The sequence below is a fragment of the Nocardia sp. CA-135398 genome (genome assembly GCF_050955845.1).
Classification (GTDB): domain Bacteria; phylum Actinomycetota; class Actinomycetes; order Mycobacteriales; family Mycobacteriaceae; genus Nocardia.
The window spans coordinates 4,148,840-4,168,665 of record NZ_CP192084.1 but is presented as its reverse complement, the minus strand read 5'-3'; the positions used below and the strand labels follow the sequence as shown (position 1 = coordinate 4,168,665).

Sequence of the window (19,826 nt, the reverse complement as noted above, 5' to 3'; positions counted from 1 at the left end):
GTCCCTCAGTTACTGCCATATTTACTTCAGGGGGTTTGCGCGCCATAGGATGGTGCTGAAAGACATTCTGATCAAACCTGTCTCGGGGTTCGCGTGCCGAGCGAACGCCTCTCGGTAATGTCGATCGTTCTGATCGGCAAGATCCGGATCGCCGAGATGCTCGAAATATGAATGATACAATGACATCACTTCGCCGAGATTGAACTCGTCACTCCAAGGGTAAGCCCCGCGATAAAAGTCGGTGAACAGCGGCGAACTCCAACCCTCGCCCTCAGGTCCTTTATTCACCGTCTCGAACGTTCTCGACGGTTCCGGCCCAGAATTGAGATCTTGCATAGTGGCATCATTAACGGTCCTGTTCCAGAGACTTACTACTCGCCCGCCAGATTTCAGGACTCGATGTATCTGCGGATTCACCGTTTCCAGATCCAACCAATGGAGAGCCTCGGCCGAAATCACGAGATCGAATGTGTCCGGTTCGAAGTGGTCGGAGATCTCCTCGGCAAGGCAACGGACCACCGTTACCGAGTCACCGAGATTGTGGACAAGCACCTCGAGCATAGCGGCATCGGGCTCCAACACGGTGATATCGGCACCGGGCATCCGTCTTTTCAGTTCATTGGTATTCAGCCCGGTTCCGGCACCGATTTCCAATATCCGCGAATTACTGGGAAGTCCACTCAGTGCCTGTTCCCACGCAGCTTCCGCAAAAGGTTTATGTCGGCGACCCAGATGATATGACCAGGCGTCCGTGCCGAACACATGTTTCAGTGGCACATCGCCTGTATCACCCCGGGCACCGACGTTACGTCCGTCAGATCCCTTCTGCTGATCGCCGCGCGGAACCGCTGTGGCCGAAGTAGATCCGAATCCCTGCGGTCGCACTCCCGAATCCTCCGAAAGCCCCGTCGACGACAAGAAATCCGAGAACGCAGTCCGATATCGGGCGGCGAGGTGAGCAGAGAGTCGTCCTATCGGAAAATCTTTTGCACGGATGGTGCGCTGTATTATCTGCCGGAAATACTCTTCGAGATCCGCCTTCGAGATGCGTGAACTGTGCCACTCTCGCGCGAATTGCTGTGCCATGAAGTCGTATTCGGCGGCTATTGTTCGTTGCATATCATCATCTTCCGGTGAACCCGGCACGGTGGCGGCCCACTTCGAGAATCTGAGGTCGAAGTCATTTCCGGCGTCGAGGTGTGGATACAGATCCCAATCCAGCGCATACGGGGAAATCTTCAACGCGTTTGCCCATCGCTGGATGAAATCGAAGGTGATAGCGCCGCCGTTCTCAGCCGAATCTACCGTAACGACCTCGATACCCATTGCGGTGGCGAGTTGCGCTCGACTCAATCCGCGCTGTTCCCGGACTGTGCGCAGCCATGCCCCCACGGTATCGCGTACAAGATTCGAAACAGGCGGGTAACCATCGACCGCAGTGGCCGGTTGCTTCGCCGGCGCCTTCGATTCCTTCCGCTGCTCGAACGTTCCGGCGCTCGGCGATCGCGTCGCGGACGAACGGCTCCACGGTGTCGGCGATGGCGAATCCGGACTCGACACAGCAGCACTCCCCGGCACAGCGGCAGCAGGATCGTTGTGTCGGGAACGTGCCGGTTTTCTCCGGTAATAGAGACTCGTGGCCTCCTTCCACTGGGGTATCGACGCGAAGTCGCGGGGGTCCGGAGCCGATTCACCGAGCCGATCCATGCGATACGAATAGCCCCACGCCGCGGCGAAATCGTTCCAAGGACCGGCCTGCCACAGGAATCGGTCATACGTTCGTAGCGCGGCGTCCACGCTCACCGGTGGACGACCCGGATTCCATCCGAACAAACGTCTTGTGTCGTTATCGGTGAGCCCGTTCACCCGCTGGAATTCATCTTTGTACTCGGCCGGAGATCGAGTCCTGCCCGGGTCGGGGAATAGGTATATTTCCGTCGAGCAGTGGGGAATGTTCCGTTTGACCACGGCGGGTTCCACAGCTTGATCGATCGACGGAAATGCTTCGATGATATTGCTCCGGATAGCAAGATCGGCAGCACTGTCGTCGAGATACGCGTCCACCATCTCGGTCGACAGCGGAACCCATCCTGTCTCGCGTCTTCTGACCATGACTTCCGTCATGCCCATCGCGGTCGCCACTTGCGATAAGCGAACACCCGCATGCTCGCGGCGATATCGGAGATAGCTGCCCGCGTAGGGATGGCCTTCCGGGAAATGCGGTGTGCCCGGCATTATCGACCGGAGGTAAGCCTCCACGAGTTGTTTGGACGGCGGAGAACCATCCGCCTCGATATCGGTGATAGCTTCCTCCGGCATGCCCATCTTCGTGGCGAGATGCCGACGCGGGAGACCGGTGCGCAACCGCAATACCCGCAGGCAGGCGCCAATGGGCGCATTGTCACCGATGGCATCCGACAACCGGACAGCCAGGGCGCGTACATGCGCCTCCCACACTCTGGGCACCAGATGATCGGCCGCCTCCCGGTTATCGATCGTCAGGGGAATTACGCCGAGCACAACCGCGAGTCGATCCGGGCTCGAACCGGTGTATTCGCGGAACCGCCGCAGGCTCCCGCCGACGGTGGCGGGCGGACCGGCCACCAGATTCGGACAGAAGGCTTGGGCGAGCGGAGCGTAGAGGCGACGGGCATCGGGAACACGGCGCAACAGTGCGCGCACCTGATCGGTAGGCAGTTCGCCGGGGCCGTCCTCGATGCTCTGCCAAGTCCCGGGCTCCGCCTCGGTGAGCAGATCCATCTCGTCGGATGTCAGTGCGAGGTATCGGCGAACATCACGCGCCCAGTCACCAGGGAGGTCGTAGGCATGCGGATGCGGAACGGGTTCGTCAGGGGCCGGGTCGGATTCCGCGCCGATCTCGGCGAGCAATCGCCTGATCCGGCGGCCTTCGACAGTGTGCATCCGCGCGTACTGTCCGAGACTTTGTGTGACGAACCCGGCCTCCCGATTCCGCGCCCGAGTCTCGTACCAGCGCCGGAATCCCTCCGCGTCCAGCGTTTCGGCCACCGCGGGCCCGCCGTCGCGACCATCGGCACCTGCTTCCGGTGACGCGCTCAGGAGGGAGAGATCGAGCTCGTCGGCATGCGGCATCGATTCGTAACCACCGGAATGCGCGACCGCGTGCGCGCCAGCCGACAGACCGACCTGCACCGCACGGTCGATAGGCAGCCCGGCCGCCAACGCCACCGCCAACGCGGCGGTGAACGCGTCGCTCCCGCCGGTCGTGTCGACGACTGAAGTGCTGTGCGCCTCGAACCGCGCACTGCGACCCTGATGATGCACGGCACATCCAGCCGCACCGAGCGTCACCACAATCGTTGGGACACCCAGTAACTCGAACAAACGCTCGGGCAGCAACGCCGCGTCGATCGCCGCGGCATCGATCGATGCCGCGGACAGCAGCGCCCGCGCCTCGATCTCGTTCGGCACGAGAATGTCCGCCATACGCACCGTGTCGAGGGAAACCTGTTCGCGTGGCGGAGCCGGTTGCAGAACGACCTTCGTACCATTCTCCCGGGCAACAGCGGCGACATGAGCGATAACCGCGTCGGATGTGGTGAATGTCAGCAGCACCACCTCGGCGTTCTCGATCGCCCCGAGGTTACGTTGAATGTCCTCGCTGGTCAGCCCCAATTCGCCAGGGTCGTGGTAAATGAACGACACTTCTCCGTCCGCCCGGACGAGACACGCGGTCTTCGCAGTCGAAGTCTCATTCTCGATGCGCACGCCAGCACTGCCGACTCCCTCCCGGTGCAGAACCGCTCGAATATCGCTGCCGAACCTATCGCGCCCGATCGCGGACACAACCTGCACCGTCGCGCCGAGTCGCGCGGCGGCTACAGCCTGGTTGAGAGCCTTACCGCCCGGAACCTCACGAAAGGATCGCGCGTCGCGATACTCCTGCGCCGCCGGAAGTTCGTCGTAACCGACGATGATATCGATAACAGCGTCACCGACCGCCACCACCCTTCGACCACTCAGCGCGGTGTGTCCCGGACCGTTTCCTGGTGACGGGGCGGGCTGGGTCGACGATGAGTCCCTATCAACCGCCGCACGGGATCCTGATTCGACATCCGAACTAGTTTCGTCGAAATAGCGCGCCAAATTACGTGGTGCGGCAGCGCGAAGCATCTCATCCGAAACATCGCAGACACGACCGAAATTGCGCAGATAACTTATGGATACACGAACATCCGATTCCGCCCTTTTTACCGTATCCACGTGGACACCAATGGCGTCGGCGAGTTGCCGCTGAGTCATCTCACGGATGTTCCGGACGGCCCTGTGCCAGTCACCGAAGGTAGCGAAGGCGGGGTCCCTGGGATGAGGGAGAGCGTTGTCGAAAAAATGTCGCAATTCATGCGGAGCAGCAGCACGAAGGACGTCATCCGAAATACCCAGAACGCGACCGAAGCCACGCAGATAGTCAACGGTTATGCGCGCTCCTGCCTCGGCCGTCATGACGGTTTTCCTACTGAGTCCCATGGCGTCGGCAAGTTGTTGTTGTGTCCGTTTATGCAAGATCCGGACGGCCCGCAGCCATTCGCCGACCATGCGCATTCTTTCGCCGCGACTGCGCTCCGGCACGGGCGCCGCGGCATCCCCGGCCCGACTTTCAGGCCCTGGCTCCCTGCCGTCAGAACCGATCTGGAAATCGGGTGGCGGGAAGTCGATTTCGGTTCCGGGCAGCAGTAGCGAATGACCGTCTCTATCGAAGGCCATCACCCAGATGCCTTTCAACTCGGCCGCGGTCGTCTGGTCATCCCACATCCCGAACAGCCCTTTACCGGGATCCTGCAGTTCGAGCCACCCGTCCCCCACCTGCTCGTCGTACCGGTATTCCAGCCGGTAGATGTGGCCGCTGACCCCGTGCTCGTCGACCACGTGCGTCCCGTCGATCACCACGATCGACACCCCGTCGCGCTCCTCGGCAGGCAATCCCGCCACCAGCTCGCGCGCCGACTCCTCGACCTGTCGATGGGGGTTGACCGGATCGATCGCGACCCGTTGCAAACGCCCGTGCAGATCGGACACGCAGGTTTGCACCGACAAGCCATCCAGGCCAACATTTTCCGACACACGGACATCTGGCCTACCGGTCCGATCCCGATGCAACTCCTCGGTCAACGGTGCGCATCGACCCGCGGTATGCCCATCGGGTCGGACATACACCGCCGCAGCGTCACCGGCCGCGGTTTCCTCGAGCTCGGGTGGCGCGACCTTCAGCGCCGTCGTCAATTGGGCGTCGAACTCGATATCGAGTCCATCCAGCTCAGCGGTCCGGATCTGCACCGCGTCGGCCTTATTCACCATCTCGCACAGTTCGGAGCACCGTTCGGCCAGCGGCCGCACCTGCTCGCGAAGGAGCGGATCTCGCAACCGCCGCACCGACTCGATGACGGCGTCGTCCACCTCGACCGGATCCAGCTCCTCGGCCCGCGCTTCGGACAGGGTGTGCAACTGGATCGATGCTTTCGTGCCGAGCGCTGTCATCGTCTGTTGTAGCGCTTCGGCGACCAGGCGACGCAAACCCGCGAGTTGCCCCAGGGGCGGACCCATTCGGCCCAGGTCCACACCGGCGTGGTCGGCGAGCCGGAGCAATTCGTCGGACGCTTCCGCACGGCTCGATTCCGCGTCGAGTATGCGGGAAACCGTGGCCTGAAGCGGCGCCGCAGCAGCCCGCAAGCGGAACCACCACCCCTCCGCCCGGCCGGCCTCGTCGTCGACAGCGATCATCTGGCGCAACGCGCGATACCGCTGGGCCACCGCCGACATGCGGCTCGATTCGGCACTCGACTGCAGGAGGTTTTGCGGTCGGCGCACCGCACCGTCCTGCGATACGTCCCAGCCCGCATCACGCAGCCAGGTTTCGCACGTGGTCGCCGCGAGACGCAGCGACGACCAATCCGGCCCGAGCTCACCTCGAAAAATGTTGCGGTCCAGGGGGAACTGTCGAAGATGGGCCGCCATCATGGCGGCGAGCCGCTCGTTGGCGACCTGCTTCTGATTGCTGGCTTCGGCGAATGCCGCCGCCACGGTATCGATCCGGCCGAGCCGTTCGGTCGCGTGGACGATCCAGCGAACGCGTTCGGTCACGCGGTCGAACCGATCTATCCGTTCCGCGAGCGCGACTACCCCCACCCGGGTGGACCGATGGGCCTGCTTGCGGATGTATCCGGGCATCGACGCCGCCGGGTCCAGCTCCCGCATTTCCGCGAGGTCTGCGGTCATCCGCTCCCGCAGTCCGGTCAACCGAGCCAATTCTTCGGCACCGGTTGTTTCCGCGGCCAGCGCGGTCGGATCGATGCCGAACTTCCGATGTTCGGTGTCCAGCAGTGCGAACAGATCGCGGCGACGCGCAATGACCACACCGTCACGTACCGGGACGAGAAAGGACTCCAGCCATCCGAGACTCGGCAGCTCGGGTCCGGGACCGCGCTCCGCGACCGGCGCGCTCGCGAGCTCCGCAATGGCCCCCGTCAGGCATACATCCAGGTCGGTGCGCAGCCGATGCACCGTATCGTCGAGATCAGTGAGCGTGTCCGCGTCGCGGACCAGCCCACGTAGCTGCTCGGCCCGCGCGGACTCGTGCGCGTCGATGGGCATGCGCCGCAAGCGATCTCGCAATACTAGCGACACCATGCGAGTGCTCTGATGCGCCAGTCCGTGTTCGCGAGCCTCGGCGCGCAGCAGCTGCCGCATCGGCTCACGGAGGCGCCACTGGCCCTCGGCGTCCGACAACGCCGAGCCGAGCAGATACAGCTGACGAGCCCGGCGCTCCAGCCGCTGGAACGCCCTCGCCCGGTGATCCGCCGACGCCAGCGTTGCCCCGAGTACGCCGAGCAGCACGTCGACACGACGGAAACGACCAGCAGCGCCCATCAAGGCGAGTACACGGCCCATCAGTCGGTGCAGCTCAGCGCCGCGCCGGGACAGTTCCTCTTCCACCGCATCGACCGCCCGCGCCCACCGATCCAGGCGATGGATGTCCGCGACCAGTTTCGCGACCGGCTGGGATTCGGCGAATTGCTTTGCGGCGGTGGCGAATCCCGCAGTCGTAGGTCCGGACGACCGCACCCGGGTCACCGTCCGCAGGATCCACTCGTCGTCTGTCAGGCCATTCACGACTCTGAGCAGCCGGATCAGATCGCCGCGGATTCTGGTGTGCTGAGCGAACCAGAGCTCCCGCGTGGGCGAACCGGTCCGCAGCAGTTCCGCCGGATCGACGGCGTGGTCGCGCAGCATTTCCGTGAGTTCCCGCTGTAGCCGCGCGGACTCCTCGTCCACGCGACGCGCGACCACCAGCCGAGCCGTGGGGTCGTCTTCGCGCCGCCGCAATTTTCTAGTAACGGAGCAGGGGGCCGCAGCGACGAGGTCGCGGCCCAGATTCGGGTTCTCACCGACCAGACTTATCAAATACCGCGGGGTGGGGAAGTCGGCTATCGGCCCGTCGAATCGACGCAGAATATTATCCAACAACTCCTGGTCGGCCTCGGTGCTACGGCGACGCAGGTCCATTGCCGCTGCGTTGATCCGCCATACCGAATCTTCGAGATCTCCTGGGTTGTCGATCAGCCACACCGACCCGAAACGCATTGCCGCGGCACCATACTCATGCCTGGCCATGGTATCGATTCGGTCGACTCCGCTTCTTTCGTAGTATTCCGCCGTTCGCTCTGCCAGAGCTGCATAATATCCGTTATCCGGTACGCCTTCATCGAGAATCGATTCGTCGGCAACCACAATCTTGCCCTCGTTATCGAATGCTATTTCCTGGTCGATAACTCCGACGGAGTTGCCGGCATCGTCGAGAATCGAACCTGTGACCGTTATACCTTCAATCGTCGCCGCATACTGGCGCCGCAGCGGGTCGAGATCCACATCATTCCAAAATTTCCACTCTACAATGTATCGTGCCGTCGTTCGCACCCGATACGGTCCAACCTGCCCGGTAACGGGCATCACATGCCGGAGCAGCGCATTGTGTGGTTCCTGATGAACGAGCAGATCGCCGAGGAAAAGAGTGACCGACGCATCTGCGCCGTCCACAGTCGGCAAATCGGCAGATTCGCCTCCTACCGGTTCGGGTTCCACTGTGCGCGATGACGGATCGGCAGCCATGTACTCGGCATAATCCCGAACCAAATCAAGTGCGGTCGACCTCAGCAGGCGCCTGCCCAGCTCACGGTCGTCGCCGACGAGATTTCGCACATCGGCAGGTGACGAGCCGTCGATACCCGCGTGCTCGATCTGGCCCAGGAAATCCACGATCCGACGATGATCGGCGGGGGTGATATCAATGAAGATGCGCGTAGCGGCTTCATACAATTGCTCGACATTCCATTCGAATTTGCCCACACCGTTATCCCACCGAACACCTGGCTCCCCTGCGGCGACCACCAATGCTTCGAATGCAGGCATAAACTCGCTTCGGTAGGCGTACCGGCCGAAATAATCTCTGTCCAGCCGCGAGAAGAACGACTCGTATACTTCTCCGACATATCTCCGTACACAATACGATAGATCACCGGCCCGTACCACGATCCGATTGTGCTCATCGAATTCGATATCGAACTGCGCGCCCCAAATCTCATTACCGTTATCGGAATCGACAAGATTACCGGAGAAGGTAAATCCGCGAACCCAGCGGATCGGGTCGGTGCGCGGCGTCGTGTCCGAATTCTCGATGACTGTGTAACGGGCATCGGTTACCTCGAAATCGAGGCGCCCATACCGGCCGTTGAGGTCTCCGAGCCGTTCACGGAGCAGACCATTGTCGGGGTCGGCAACAGCCAGCAGATCGGTCACCGGCGTCGCCGACGCCGGATCGGCGACGCGGATAGCAGACAGTTCCGGAACTGCCGTGCGCGAGGACCACGGCGTCGGAGGTGACGAATTATCCTGTCGTTCCTCGGTGGACCGGGCTAGTCCCGACCATGGTGTGGCCCTGGAGGATTCGGGATGCGGGGCCGATGACTGCGGGCTCAACCGCTCGTCGGCAGGCCGCGACTTTGTTTTCGCGAACAGCGTGGGATTGACCTCGGCGGGCGGACTCCACACCTGCGCCGCCTGCTCGAAGTCATACGCAAAGCCCAGCAGAGACGCCTCGGAGAACGGGGGGCCGACCCACATCCATCCTTCCGGCCTACCGTCAGGTGTGCGGTATCCGATCGGCTGCGCGACGGTCGGATACCCTGCCCTGGCGCTCAGCTGGGCTCCGGTGTCCCCGGCGAACAGCAACCCGTCCAATCGGTGATCGAACGCGGAATCGAGCCTTTCCCGTGCCGTCGCCACAACATGGGCGCGATGAACCTGATATTCCTCCAAGACCGCTGGATCGTCCAGGTCTATGGTGCTGGCGTGGATCAACCTGCCCTGCCCGTACAGGGTTGTGCCCAATGTGTAGGCGTTGGCCCGGTTGAAACGGATCAGGTCGTCCAGCGTTTTGATCGGCGCGCTCGCAGGCAGCCGGGCCAGGTAGCCATTGAAATCCCGCTCGAGCTCGTAGGGGGCGAGGGCTTTGGGCAGGCCGGTCAGGGGCACCTCGACCGGGATCAGAGTCGCGCCTCGCGCTATGAGTACCGCTTGCGCCGCAATGAACACGGGGGGTGCGGGCACCCCCGCCACGAAAGCCACCCCAATTCGGCTGCCACGCAGGGCGTCGACGGACAGCGCGGCGGTGTAATCCGTGTCGGCGCTACCCGCGATGACCGCCGTCGCCGGATCCTGTGGGTCGGTTCCGGCCAACACGGTGAGCAGCGCTGCCGCGCCGTACACCGTCCGGGCGATGGGGCCTGCGGTGTCCAAGGTGCCCGCGCTCGGCACCATTCCGGTTTTGGGCAGCAACCCACGCGTTGGTTTGACCCCGACCACCGAGTTGAACACAGCCGGACTGTTGATCGACCCCGAGGTCTCGGTGCCGATGCTTGCCGTGGTCTCCGCGGCCGCGACGGCAACTGCCAACCCGGTAGAGGATCCGTGCGGTGGGAACTTCCGGTTGTACGGATTGCGTACGGTCCCGCCGAGAGTGCTATAGCCGAACTCCATTCCATCGCTGACGAAATTCGCCAGTTCGGTCATATTGCCTTCACCGAGCAGTATCGCTCCGGCCGCCTGCGCTCGCTGCACCACGACGGCATCGAGGAAGGGATACGAATTGCGCAGCGCGACCGCGCCTGCGGTCGTCGGCAGTCCGGCTACATCGATATTCGGCTTGATCAACAGGGGAATTCCATGCAGCGGTCCCCGCACACGTCCCCGTCGGCGTTCGGCATCCATCCGCTCGGCCTCATCGAGGGCGTTCGGATGCAGCACATGAATCGCATGCAGATCCGGGTCCACCACCCGGATCCGGTGCAGATACGCCCGGACGAGCTCGACCGAGGTCAGCACCCCATCGGCCATCGCGCGCTGCAGCGTGTCGATATCGGCCCGGTCCAGATCGACAGGGGGTGTTGCGGGGTCCCGAGCTCCGGTCAACGGAAACTCCTCGGGTGCCTCGTTCTCGATGAAATGGTCGACGACCGCTCGCCAGTCACCGAGCTCTCGAGCGCTCGTCTCGGCGTGGATCGGATACCCCAGCCACGAGGCCACCGTGAGCACCCGCCGGTGCATGTCGGTCCTGGCCGGGTGGCTGCCATCCACCAGCGCGAGAACGATGTCCGCGTCCGCACCGGTCAATCGCGCCACCGTTTCTGGGCCGGGCCGCAGGTCCACGCCGACCCCGTCCAGTGCCAGGAACGACTCCGCGTCCGCGAGCAGCGTCAGCATCCGAGAGGCGTCGGTTCGCCCACTCAGCCGCCGGAGCTCGGTGACCGGGTCGGTGGTGACCGACTCCGCCACCGAATCCGCGCCGCCGACCATCTCGGTCAGCTCCCGTTCGATCCGATCAGCCCTGCCCTGCAAGCGATCCCACACCGCGGGATCAGGTGGTCCCCACCAGGCCAACTGTGTCATCGCGGCGGCGATGTCTCGCTGCCACCGCACCGTGTCCTTGATCCAGGACATCAAGCGCAACAGCAGGCCCGCCTCGACCGCATCCCGCCACTGCCCGGAAGCCAAGTCCCGCAACCGATCCAGCGCCCGGTCCAGCGCCCATTGCAGCGGTGCGGCCCGCACCTCGTCCGGGTCGATCTCGAGCAGTTCGGCCAGCGACGTGCGCAGAGCGTGCCACCGCTCGGCGGCCTCGCGCGCGGCGACCGACTCGACGGAAGGCTCGGCGGTCGACACCGCACCGATCGGGTCCGCAGCGTTGACCGGGCTCGGCACCGGCCCGAGCCCACCAGGGTCGAGAAACCGTGCGAGCGCCACGATCAATCTCGACAATTCCCTGGATCGCATCTCGGCGGCGATTCGCCGCAATGCGACCAGCGGGTCGACGGTGACCGGTGGTCCGGTCAACCACGCCTTGCCGGCCAGCCCGACCACATGGCGCAGATCGTTATCGAGATCTTTTCTCCGGCCGGCCAATTCGGCTCTTGTGCGGTCCAGTTCGGCTTTTCGGGCCGGGTCTCCTTCGTATTGGATCCGGTCGACCGACGCGGCCCGGAAATCCGCGTCCAGCCGCAACCACTCCCCGATCCAGCGGCCGATTCGGGTCAGCTCACCCGCCTGCCTCGCTCGTTCCCAGCTCGCGGGATCGAAATGCCGCAGCCGCGTCAACACCACGTTCAATCCCTCGCGTAGCGGCGCGTGCCGCACCAGGTCCGGATCCACCTGCATAGATTCGGCCAGCTCCGCCCGCAGCGCCGATCTATCGATCGGCGGTTCGGCTTGGTCGGGCGCCGCGATGACCGGCGGGAGCAGCGTGGTGACGTACTGGTGCACGACCGACCGCGCCTTGCGTGCGATGACGCCGTTCGTCTCCCCATCGGCGAACCCGGCACCGATCGTTTCCTCCGGGTCCAGAATCTTTTTGTCTCGGTCTTTGAAGGCGACGGCCGGTAGGTCACTCCACCACTGCTCGCAGGACTCGTCGATCAGGCCCTGCGCATGCCAGTGCGCCCACGTGTCGCGCAGCACGGTCTCGACGTTGCCGCTCAGTTCCCCCTTCGTGGCGTTATCGATGGCGTGCGCGAATTCGTGGATGACGTAGTCGCGCAGGGGGTTCCCCGTGCTCGGGTGTATTCCGGCGGCGGCGTCACTGCGGGTGCGTTCGAACGCGTCCATACCGTCGGCGAGCCGGCGCAGGTTGATTGTCATCCAGGCTGTCCGGTTGCTGTTGAGCGCGCCCTCTGCTGAGCTATCGAGGTCCGGATCGCTCATGACATCGATCCGCAGCCCCCGAATATTGGTCATCAGTCGGGTGAAGCCGGGCGCGTAGCGGTATTTCGTGAGCAGCTCGTCCAGTGCCGCGAGGATCTGCTCTGCGGCATGAGCGGTGACCTCGGGACGGTCGAAACCGACGATCGTGAAGTACGGGTGCGCGAGGGCGAAGTCCGTCACCGCCCGGGCCTTGACCTGTGCGTCGGCACTGAGCCCGGCGATATGCGATACCTGCTCGGGGCTGTGCTCCGCGTACCGCTCAGCTTGGGCGAGCGCGGCCAGGAACCGCTCGTGCATATCGAGCAGCATTATTTGGTGCATGGGCGGCACGGTGGGGTTTGCGATCAGCGCTCCGAGGTAGGCCACCTCCACCCGCATATCGGTGATGTCGTCGCGAGCGAAGCTGTGGTTGTGCCACAGGTCTCGGCCATCGACGCGCCGGACGAACGCGGCCGCGAACGGACTGACATCCTCGTCCACCGAAGTGCCGGCCCCGCGCCCGGCCACCACCTCGCCGGTCGGGCGGATGCCCCAGTGTGCGGACGTGCGCGCGGTTGCGGTGACCGCGTCGAACAAGCCGAGACGCAGACCGGAAGGTGAGTCGAGATACCGGGGATCCACCGCCGTGGCCGCGGGGAGCACAGTGTGCGCCGATCGTGCGGTCGGGAGCTCGCGGTAGAGCTCACGGCCGCCGAAGACGGGCAAGCTGACGCTGGCGACCGGCGCGCGCATCTTCCTGGCCACCTGGTAGTTCAGCCACTCCTTCGACGCGTCGAACGGATTGGCGTAGGTCTCCCTGATCATCTGAGCGCCGTTCGCGAAGGTCAGGACCTCGACCAGCACCCGCGGCGTGTCCTCGACCACCTCGACCCGTACGATTTCTTCTCGTAGAAGGCGGGCGGCGGCGGTGTCGAACGGCGTGGGTGACAGAGCGTCCGCTCGCTCTCCGGGATGGCGCCGACCGCCACTGCGATGTTCGGCGATCTCGGGATCGGGCGGAATATACGGGGAGGTGCCCTCGGCGGAGGCGGGCACCCCGTCCTCGGTCTCCGGCATTACCTCCAGCACCGAATCCAGCCACCGATCCAGATCCGCGTCGAATCGGTCGATTTCCGCGGTCGGGTCGGTGATCTTGTCGGCGGCATCGACCACTCTGCTGAGGTGGAAACAATGTTCTGCGCGCGCCAGCACCACGTTGTCTCTCGGATCATCGTCGGCCAGTTGAGGGAACAGCTCGAACATCGCCGGAATCACGGATTGAATCAGTATTGCTTCAGCGGGCACTCGGGCCAACTGGCGCAACCGCGGCGGAGCAGTCGATCCCAACTCCTGCGCCAGCCAGTCCAGGTCCTCTTTCACCATGTGGCGCAGTGCTTCCCGCAACTCCGACAGCGTGCCCCACCGGCCCATGTCCACACCGGCGGACGTGGCGGCACGCCATAGCTGGCGGTGGGCCAGCGCGCGCTTCTCGTCGGCGTCACGTCGGCTCAGGAGTAGCCCTTTGAGTTGCGGCCCAGGCTTGCGCAGGCGGTGAACCCATTGACTCCAAGATTTTTCGTCGTCAAGGGCTTCGATCAGTCGACGCAGCCCGAGATAGTGCTGCGCAACGTACTGCTGAGCGGTCGGCTCGTTACTCGGCCACAGCGCCTGGACGCGCCTGTGCACCTCGGCGACGGTCGACTCCGCCCATCCCTCGCCGGGCAACCGGGCCGCACACTGGCGGGCCGCGGCGAGCAGCGACGTCGAATCGGGTCCAAGTCCTCCCCTACGTCTATCCAACGGGTACTTCCGAAAGTGGTCGGCCGTCAGGCGGACGACCCGCTCGCGTGCCAGATTCCGCTGGTGGTGGGATTCGTCCATCACGGCTGTCACGGCATCGATACGGGTGAGTTGGGTGTTGGCGCGGACGATTCCACGAACGAGGTCGATGGCGGTGTCGAGCCGCGCCGCGCCCGCATGCCCGAGTACGTCTGGATGCGCCGACTGCAGACTCGTCAGCCGCATCAGGTCGTACGCACCCGCCCCCCGTTCGTCGAGTGCGGGCGTATCGATGTCGAATTCTTTGCCCAACCCGTCCAGTAGGGCTACGAGCATGCTGCGACGCCGGGACATGACGTCATCGCGCACAGCGGCCAGGCACTTGCTCAAAGATGACAGGGGGCGCAGCTGATCGGAGGTCCCGTGCACAGCGGCCAGATACTCGCCCAACGATGCGGAGGCGGTCAGGCGGCGCAGCTGATCGGGGGTCCCGGGCACCGCCACCGGTATGCCGGTCAACGTCCGAGTCAGGTGCTCGACCGCGGTGGCCGTATCGGTACTCAGTAGATATGTGGTGTCGTAGAGTTCCGCAGCCGCTGTAGCTCGCTCCACCAGCCGACGCAGATCCGCCGTGCGGCCCGTGGCCGTCGCGGATCCCGGGGCAGCCGCCAGCAGATGTCGCAGGCGGACGCCCAGCAACAGCATCCCCGGCCGCGAATGCGCGGACACGGGCAGGTAGTGCCATGCCGCCGAGAGCATCCGCTCATGCGCGGGCTCGAGCGACCGCAGGGTTCGCTCGTAATCCATTGTGGCCGTGCCGAGTTCATAGATCTCGTCAGCCTGTGCCGCCAGCCGGCGCAGAGCCTCGACCTGCCCGACCACCGCCGCGAGCATCGAGCCGATTACTCGAACCAGCGCACCGACCGGCCGGAAGTCGGCGACCACGCGCATCAGACCGTGCACGTGTGCGGTCAGCCGACGCAATTCGCCGGCGCGACGCGTCAGCTCGGCCTCGACCGCGTCGACCGTCCGGACCCATGTGCTCAGACGCTGGATTTCGTCGATAAGCCTTGCGGCGAAGGAGTATTCGGCGAATACCTGACCAGCGGCAGCGACCTCGGGCGTCAGGTAACCCCGCGCCTGCCATTCCCGCAGTACATGATGTATCCATTCGTCGTCCACCGCTTGGCCGCGCCCGATGGCGAGCATTCCGGCCAGATCACCGCGGACTTGTCGATACCTGGTGAACCAGCTCTCCCAGGCAGCCGATCCGGTGCGCAGCAGTTCATCGGGATCGATGCCGCGCGGCCGGAGCAGCTCGACCATTTCCTGCCGCAGCTCCGCGGCGCGGGCGTGGGCACGGCGCGCTGCCGCCTGCCGGTCATTCGGCTCGGCGTCTCCGCGACCAGGCGCGGGGTCATCGGGACCCGTACCTGCGATGGGAAACATCGGCAGCGCGGGATCTCCCGGGAGGGCCTGGACGACACCCTCATGGTTGTAAAGAACCGCGACCGCGGGAGCGTCCGGCAGCTTCATGGAGTCCGGGCGTAGCCCGATGTCGTACTCGTGCTCGCGACCATCGGACGGATCGAAGTACACGAGACTTCCAGGCTTCTCCTTGCTATGTTCCAACGTCACGAAATGCGATCCCGGACCACTGTCGGAAAGACTGATCCGATAGTCGGCCGGATCCACCAATTGCCACCCGACCACAGCAATCGCGCCCGGCGGCAATGTCAGTACATTCCGCTCCAGCCACTCGAACGACTCGACTTCACGGAACTCGCTACCAGCGGCCCGCTGCGCAGCCAGCGGATATGCCCCCCGCGCACCGATCTCCCCCGGCAGCAGATGCCCGAGATCCGCGCGACCGGTTCGATCGCGCACCCGCTTCATACTTTCCACAAAGCAGTGGACTGCACCGGTCCGCGCGATACCGCGACCGGCGGTATCGGCAGTCGCCACCCGTTGGCTCACGAGCAGGCCCTTGGCTTCGAGATACGGCCCGAGGTCAGTGTCCCGGTTCAGGAAATTCCCGATCACTTCTTCGAGGAAAAGTTCCTGATGACGGTAGACGTTCTCGTAAAGCCAATTACCGACCGCGCGGGTGAAGCCCCCTTCTGCCGCGATCAACTGCTCAACCTTTTCCCCGACAACGCTGGCAAAGATGTCGTTCCAAAGATATGAATAGTAAGTACTGTGATAGTCGAGAACGAACATATGACCGTAGGTTTGAAGCGGACCGGCGTCGAGAACCGTCGGAAGATCGAGACCAACCTCGGTCAGCACGGAGTCCTCGAACTCCTGCACCTTGGATCGCAAATCCGCACCCGAAGGAACCTCCGAAGGAGCGAGGCGGTGCCATGCCAGATCCTGGACAGCGCGCGCCATCCATCTCGCCAGCTTCGAGCCATTATTTCTTCGCACCGACTCCCGGATTTGGTCAACCATTTCCGAAGGAATCAGCTGGCCCGTCTCGTGATGGAACGCGTATTCCGTCAGGAACAGCATCGCGAATTCTTCGGCGAGCATGCCGGGCCCCTCCGCCCAGGTGCGCGGCAAACGGCGAGACGATACCTCGTGAGCACCCTCGCCCAACATGTCGTTTAGCCCGTGCCCGAACTCGTGGAAGATATCCGTAACCTCAAGCCAGGTCAGTAGCTTCGGATATTTTACATTGTTCGGTTTCTCGATATTCAAACAAATAATGGACACCGGAGCGCGGTTCAGTGGAGCGAACCTGTCTATAATGGGCTGGGTGAACGCACCACCACTTTTCCCCGGCCGCTTGTAAGGGTCGAAGAATATAAGCCCGAGCGTATCGCCTGCGGAGTCCGTTACCTCGAACACCCTGATGTCGGGGTGGTGAGCGGGTACATCGTCGCGTTCGGTGAACGACACGCCGAAGACGCTCTCGCAGAGGCGCAAGACCCCCTTGGTCAGCACCCGTTCCAGCTCGAAGTACTGCCCCAGGGACCTGTCGTCGACTCCAGCCTGCCTCGATAAGAAGACCTGCCGCGCATAGTCGACATCCCACGGCTCGAGATGATCACGGTCGACGGCTTCAGCAGCCTCGCGTAGTTCGGTGCGAGTCGTCGCCACTATGAAAGGCGCCAACTTCTTCAGGATCGCCGTCGCCGACTCCGGATCGACGGGCTCCTGATCGGCGATAAACGCCGCATGATGCGGGAACCCCAACAGCGCGGCCCGTTCGGCTCGCAAAGCGATCATGTCGACCGCGATCTGAGTATTGTCGAATTCTCCGGTGCGGCAGAGCTCCACCGAAGCCTGGTACACCCTTTCCCGCACACCACGGTTACTCAATCGCGCCAGCGACGTCTGGATATTACCGGTCAATGCGTTGTCAAGCGGTAAAAGAAAGCTGCCCTCGCCGGTTCTGATAACTCCCGAGTCGTCGATGGACAACCCCGCCAGCTCGGCCTCGGTCACCGGAACCGCCGCGGCCGTGAGAGCATCGGACTTGTTCTTCTGAAAACGAATCCGTAATTCCACCATTCTCGTGTCGATCTGGACGATCCTTGCCATGCTTTCTTCCGGAAGACCGAAACCAGTGGCTCGAAAATCCTTGTACACCCGCTCCAAAAGGAAACGCGTTCGCCGGTCCAGATTCAAGCTGTCGCGGCGATGGTACATATCTGTGACCCAGCCACCTAATTCTGCGTTCGTCTTGATCTGGTGGCGTGCTTCGGACAGTATCTTTGATGCCTCTACTTTTGCTTCTATAATGCCCGGGTAACTGTTGGGATCCGAAGCGATAATGGCGTCAACTGTTCGTTCCACGGGACGAAGCTCGGTTCCTGCTGTTAGATAGCGGTGGAATATTTCATCGAAAGTCGACTGGTCAGGATTCCTGATCAACTCGAGCAGCTCGTCTATTTCGGTCATCCACAGCTCGACCGCGTGACGTACCGCCGGAACGATATCCGCGACCTCGATCAGGTTCAGTTGCGCTGTCCCTAGTGGCCCTTTTCGGTCCAGCAATGGGTTCGGCCGGGTGGTGGCGGGCTGCCTGGAACGGTTCGCCACACGATCGGCGAGGTTGTCGATCAACCGATCCCATTCCAAACAGCTGGTGGCGTGATGGACCACCGTGGAAGTTTCGAGGTATTCCACGATTGCTTCGGCCAGCCGGGCGGTCTCGGTGCCGAACATCGCGGTCGAACGCTTCAGTTCGGCAAGCGGATCGCTGCCCTCGGCCGCGGATTGCACCATGGGTTTCGGCACGCCCATCAACTCGGCTAACCGCGCGGTCTCAGCGGCGCGTCGACCGGGCAGCGAATCGGCCAGGGCGGTGTCGCCCTCGATGGCACGGGCGGTCGCGATCTGCGCGTCGTTTTCCAAGCGCATCGCATCCACGATCCACGATCCGAGACCCGCCGGGTTGGTCCCGGCCAGCCGCGACCAACCCGCGTCGTCGAGCGCGCGCAGATGGTCTTGCAGTCGTCTGACCGGTGCCTCGAGATGCTGGCGCACCGTCAGATCCGACGCGGCGATCCCGAGCAGGCTGGCCAGGGTCTCGTGGGCATGCTGAGCCCGAGTCTGCTGCGGTTCGAGTGACGCGGCGCTGGGCTCGAACGGTTCGATCCCCAGCCAAAGTGCCGCAGCGCGAAGCTTATTCGCGGTCCTGACACGTTCTCGTCGGGCGTCGCTGAGATCCTTCTCCAAATCATCTGGTGCGGCAACGGCGCGATCAGCAAACTGAGCGCGCCCCGGCGTCTCGGCGCGCGCCTCACGCACGGCCACGACACGGTCGCCGGGTGCCGACACCGCCCCCTCCACGACCTCGGCGTGGCGCGTTGCGGCCGGTTCGACATGCGACGAACCGGGAAGCCTCGCCGATTGGTGGATGTCCTGCGCGACTCTTCCGGCGAACGCGACTCGGAGTGCGGCGCGGGACTCCGCGATGATCTCGCCCGCAGTGGCGGCATCGATCCGCAATCGCGCGGCGGCGTCCCGCTCCGAAATGCCCTGAATGAAATGCAAGTTGACCAATTGGACCGCGATCTCAGGGTCGGGCAACTCCACCAGAGCGGCTCGCAAAGCGGCCGTGAGCTCCTCAACGCCCAGGTTCGACGCCGCCTGCGCTTCGGTATCGGCAGTCGGATCTGCCAGTTGCGCTTGCCGACCATCGTCGTTCAGCGTTTCCGATCTGAAGGGGTCCTCGATGATTTCCCACGCTTCGGCCACCTCAGCCAGCGACAAGCCGACTGCCCGCGCGATCTCCGTATTGTCAGGAGCCACCGTGGTCCGTGCGCGCAGCTTGCTGACATACGAAGCAACCGCGATCACTTTTCTCAGCTTCTTCCGGCCCAGACCCGGGAACTTCGACTCGAAGTACATCCACCGCGCCACGCCGCGGCAAGTCGCCCAGGCATGAGCATCGAAAGGCACCCCCCACGGCACATGCCGGACGATCGCACGCATAATTGCCATTGCGAAAATCTGGGCTACGTCGTCCACGGACATCGCGGCGTCGTTCACCGACATCGCCAGCGACCGATATCTCCATGCCGCAGCCCGCGCGATCCAGTCGTACCGTTCATAGAGATTGTTGGCTATCGCCGCTTCGTCCGACGATCCCGGCTTGGTGTCTATCAGCTTCCAGAACGCCTCATCGTCCGGCTGCGGCGTCTCCGAATCACCGGGGCTGCGGATCAACCGCACGACTGTGCGCATCGTGTTGTGGGGGACATCGAGCGCATCCCGCCATCTACGCAAGAAATCAAGGCTGGCATACCCGGACTTCTCCAACTTCGACACAG

General features: G+C 63.6%; 1 protein-coding gene (cut by a window edge). It reads right to left on the bottom strand.

The window, feature by feature from the left end; all coding sequences use genetic code 11:
• Positions 1-21: 21 nt before the first annotated feature.
• Positions 22-19,826: the 3' portion of a PfkB family carbohydrate kinase gene (locus ACQP1T_RS18065; protein ID WP_433761698.1), read on the bottom strand. The gene runs 12,769 nt beyond the window's last position; 19,805 of the gene's 32,574 nt are visible here — the last part of the coding sequence; its start codon lies off the right edge, out of view; it ends in the stop codon at positions 22-24.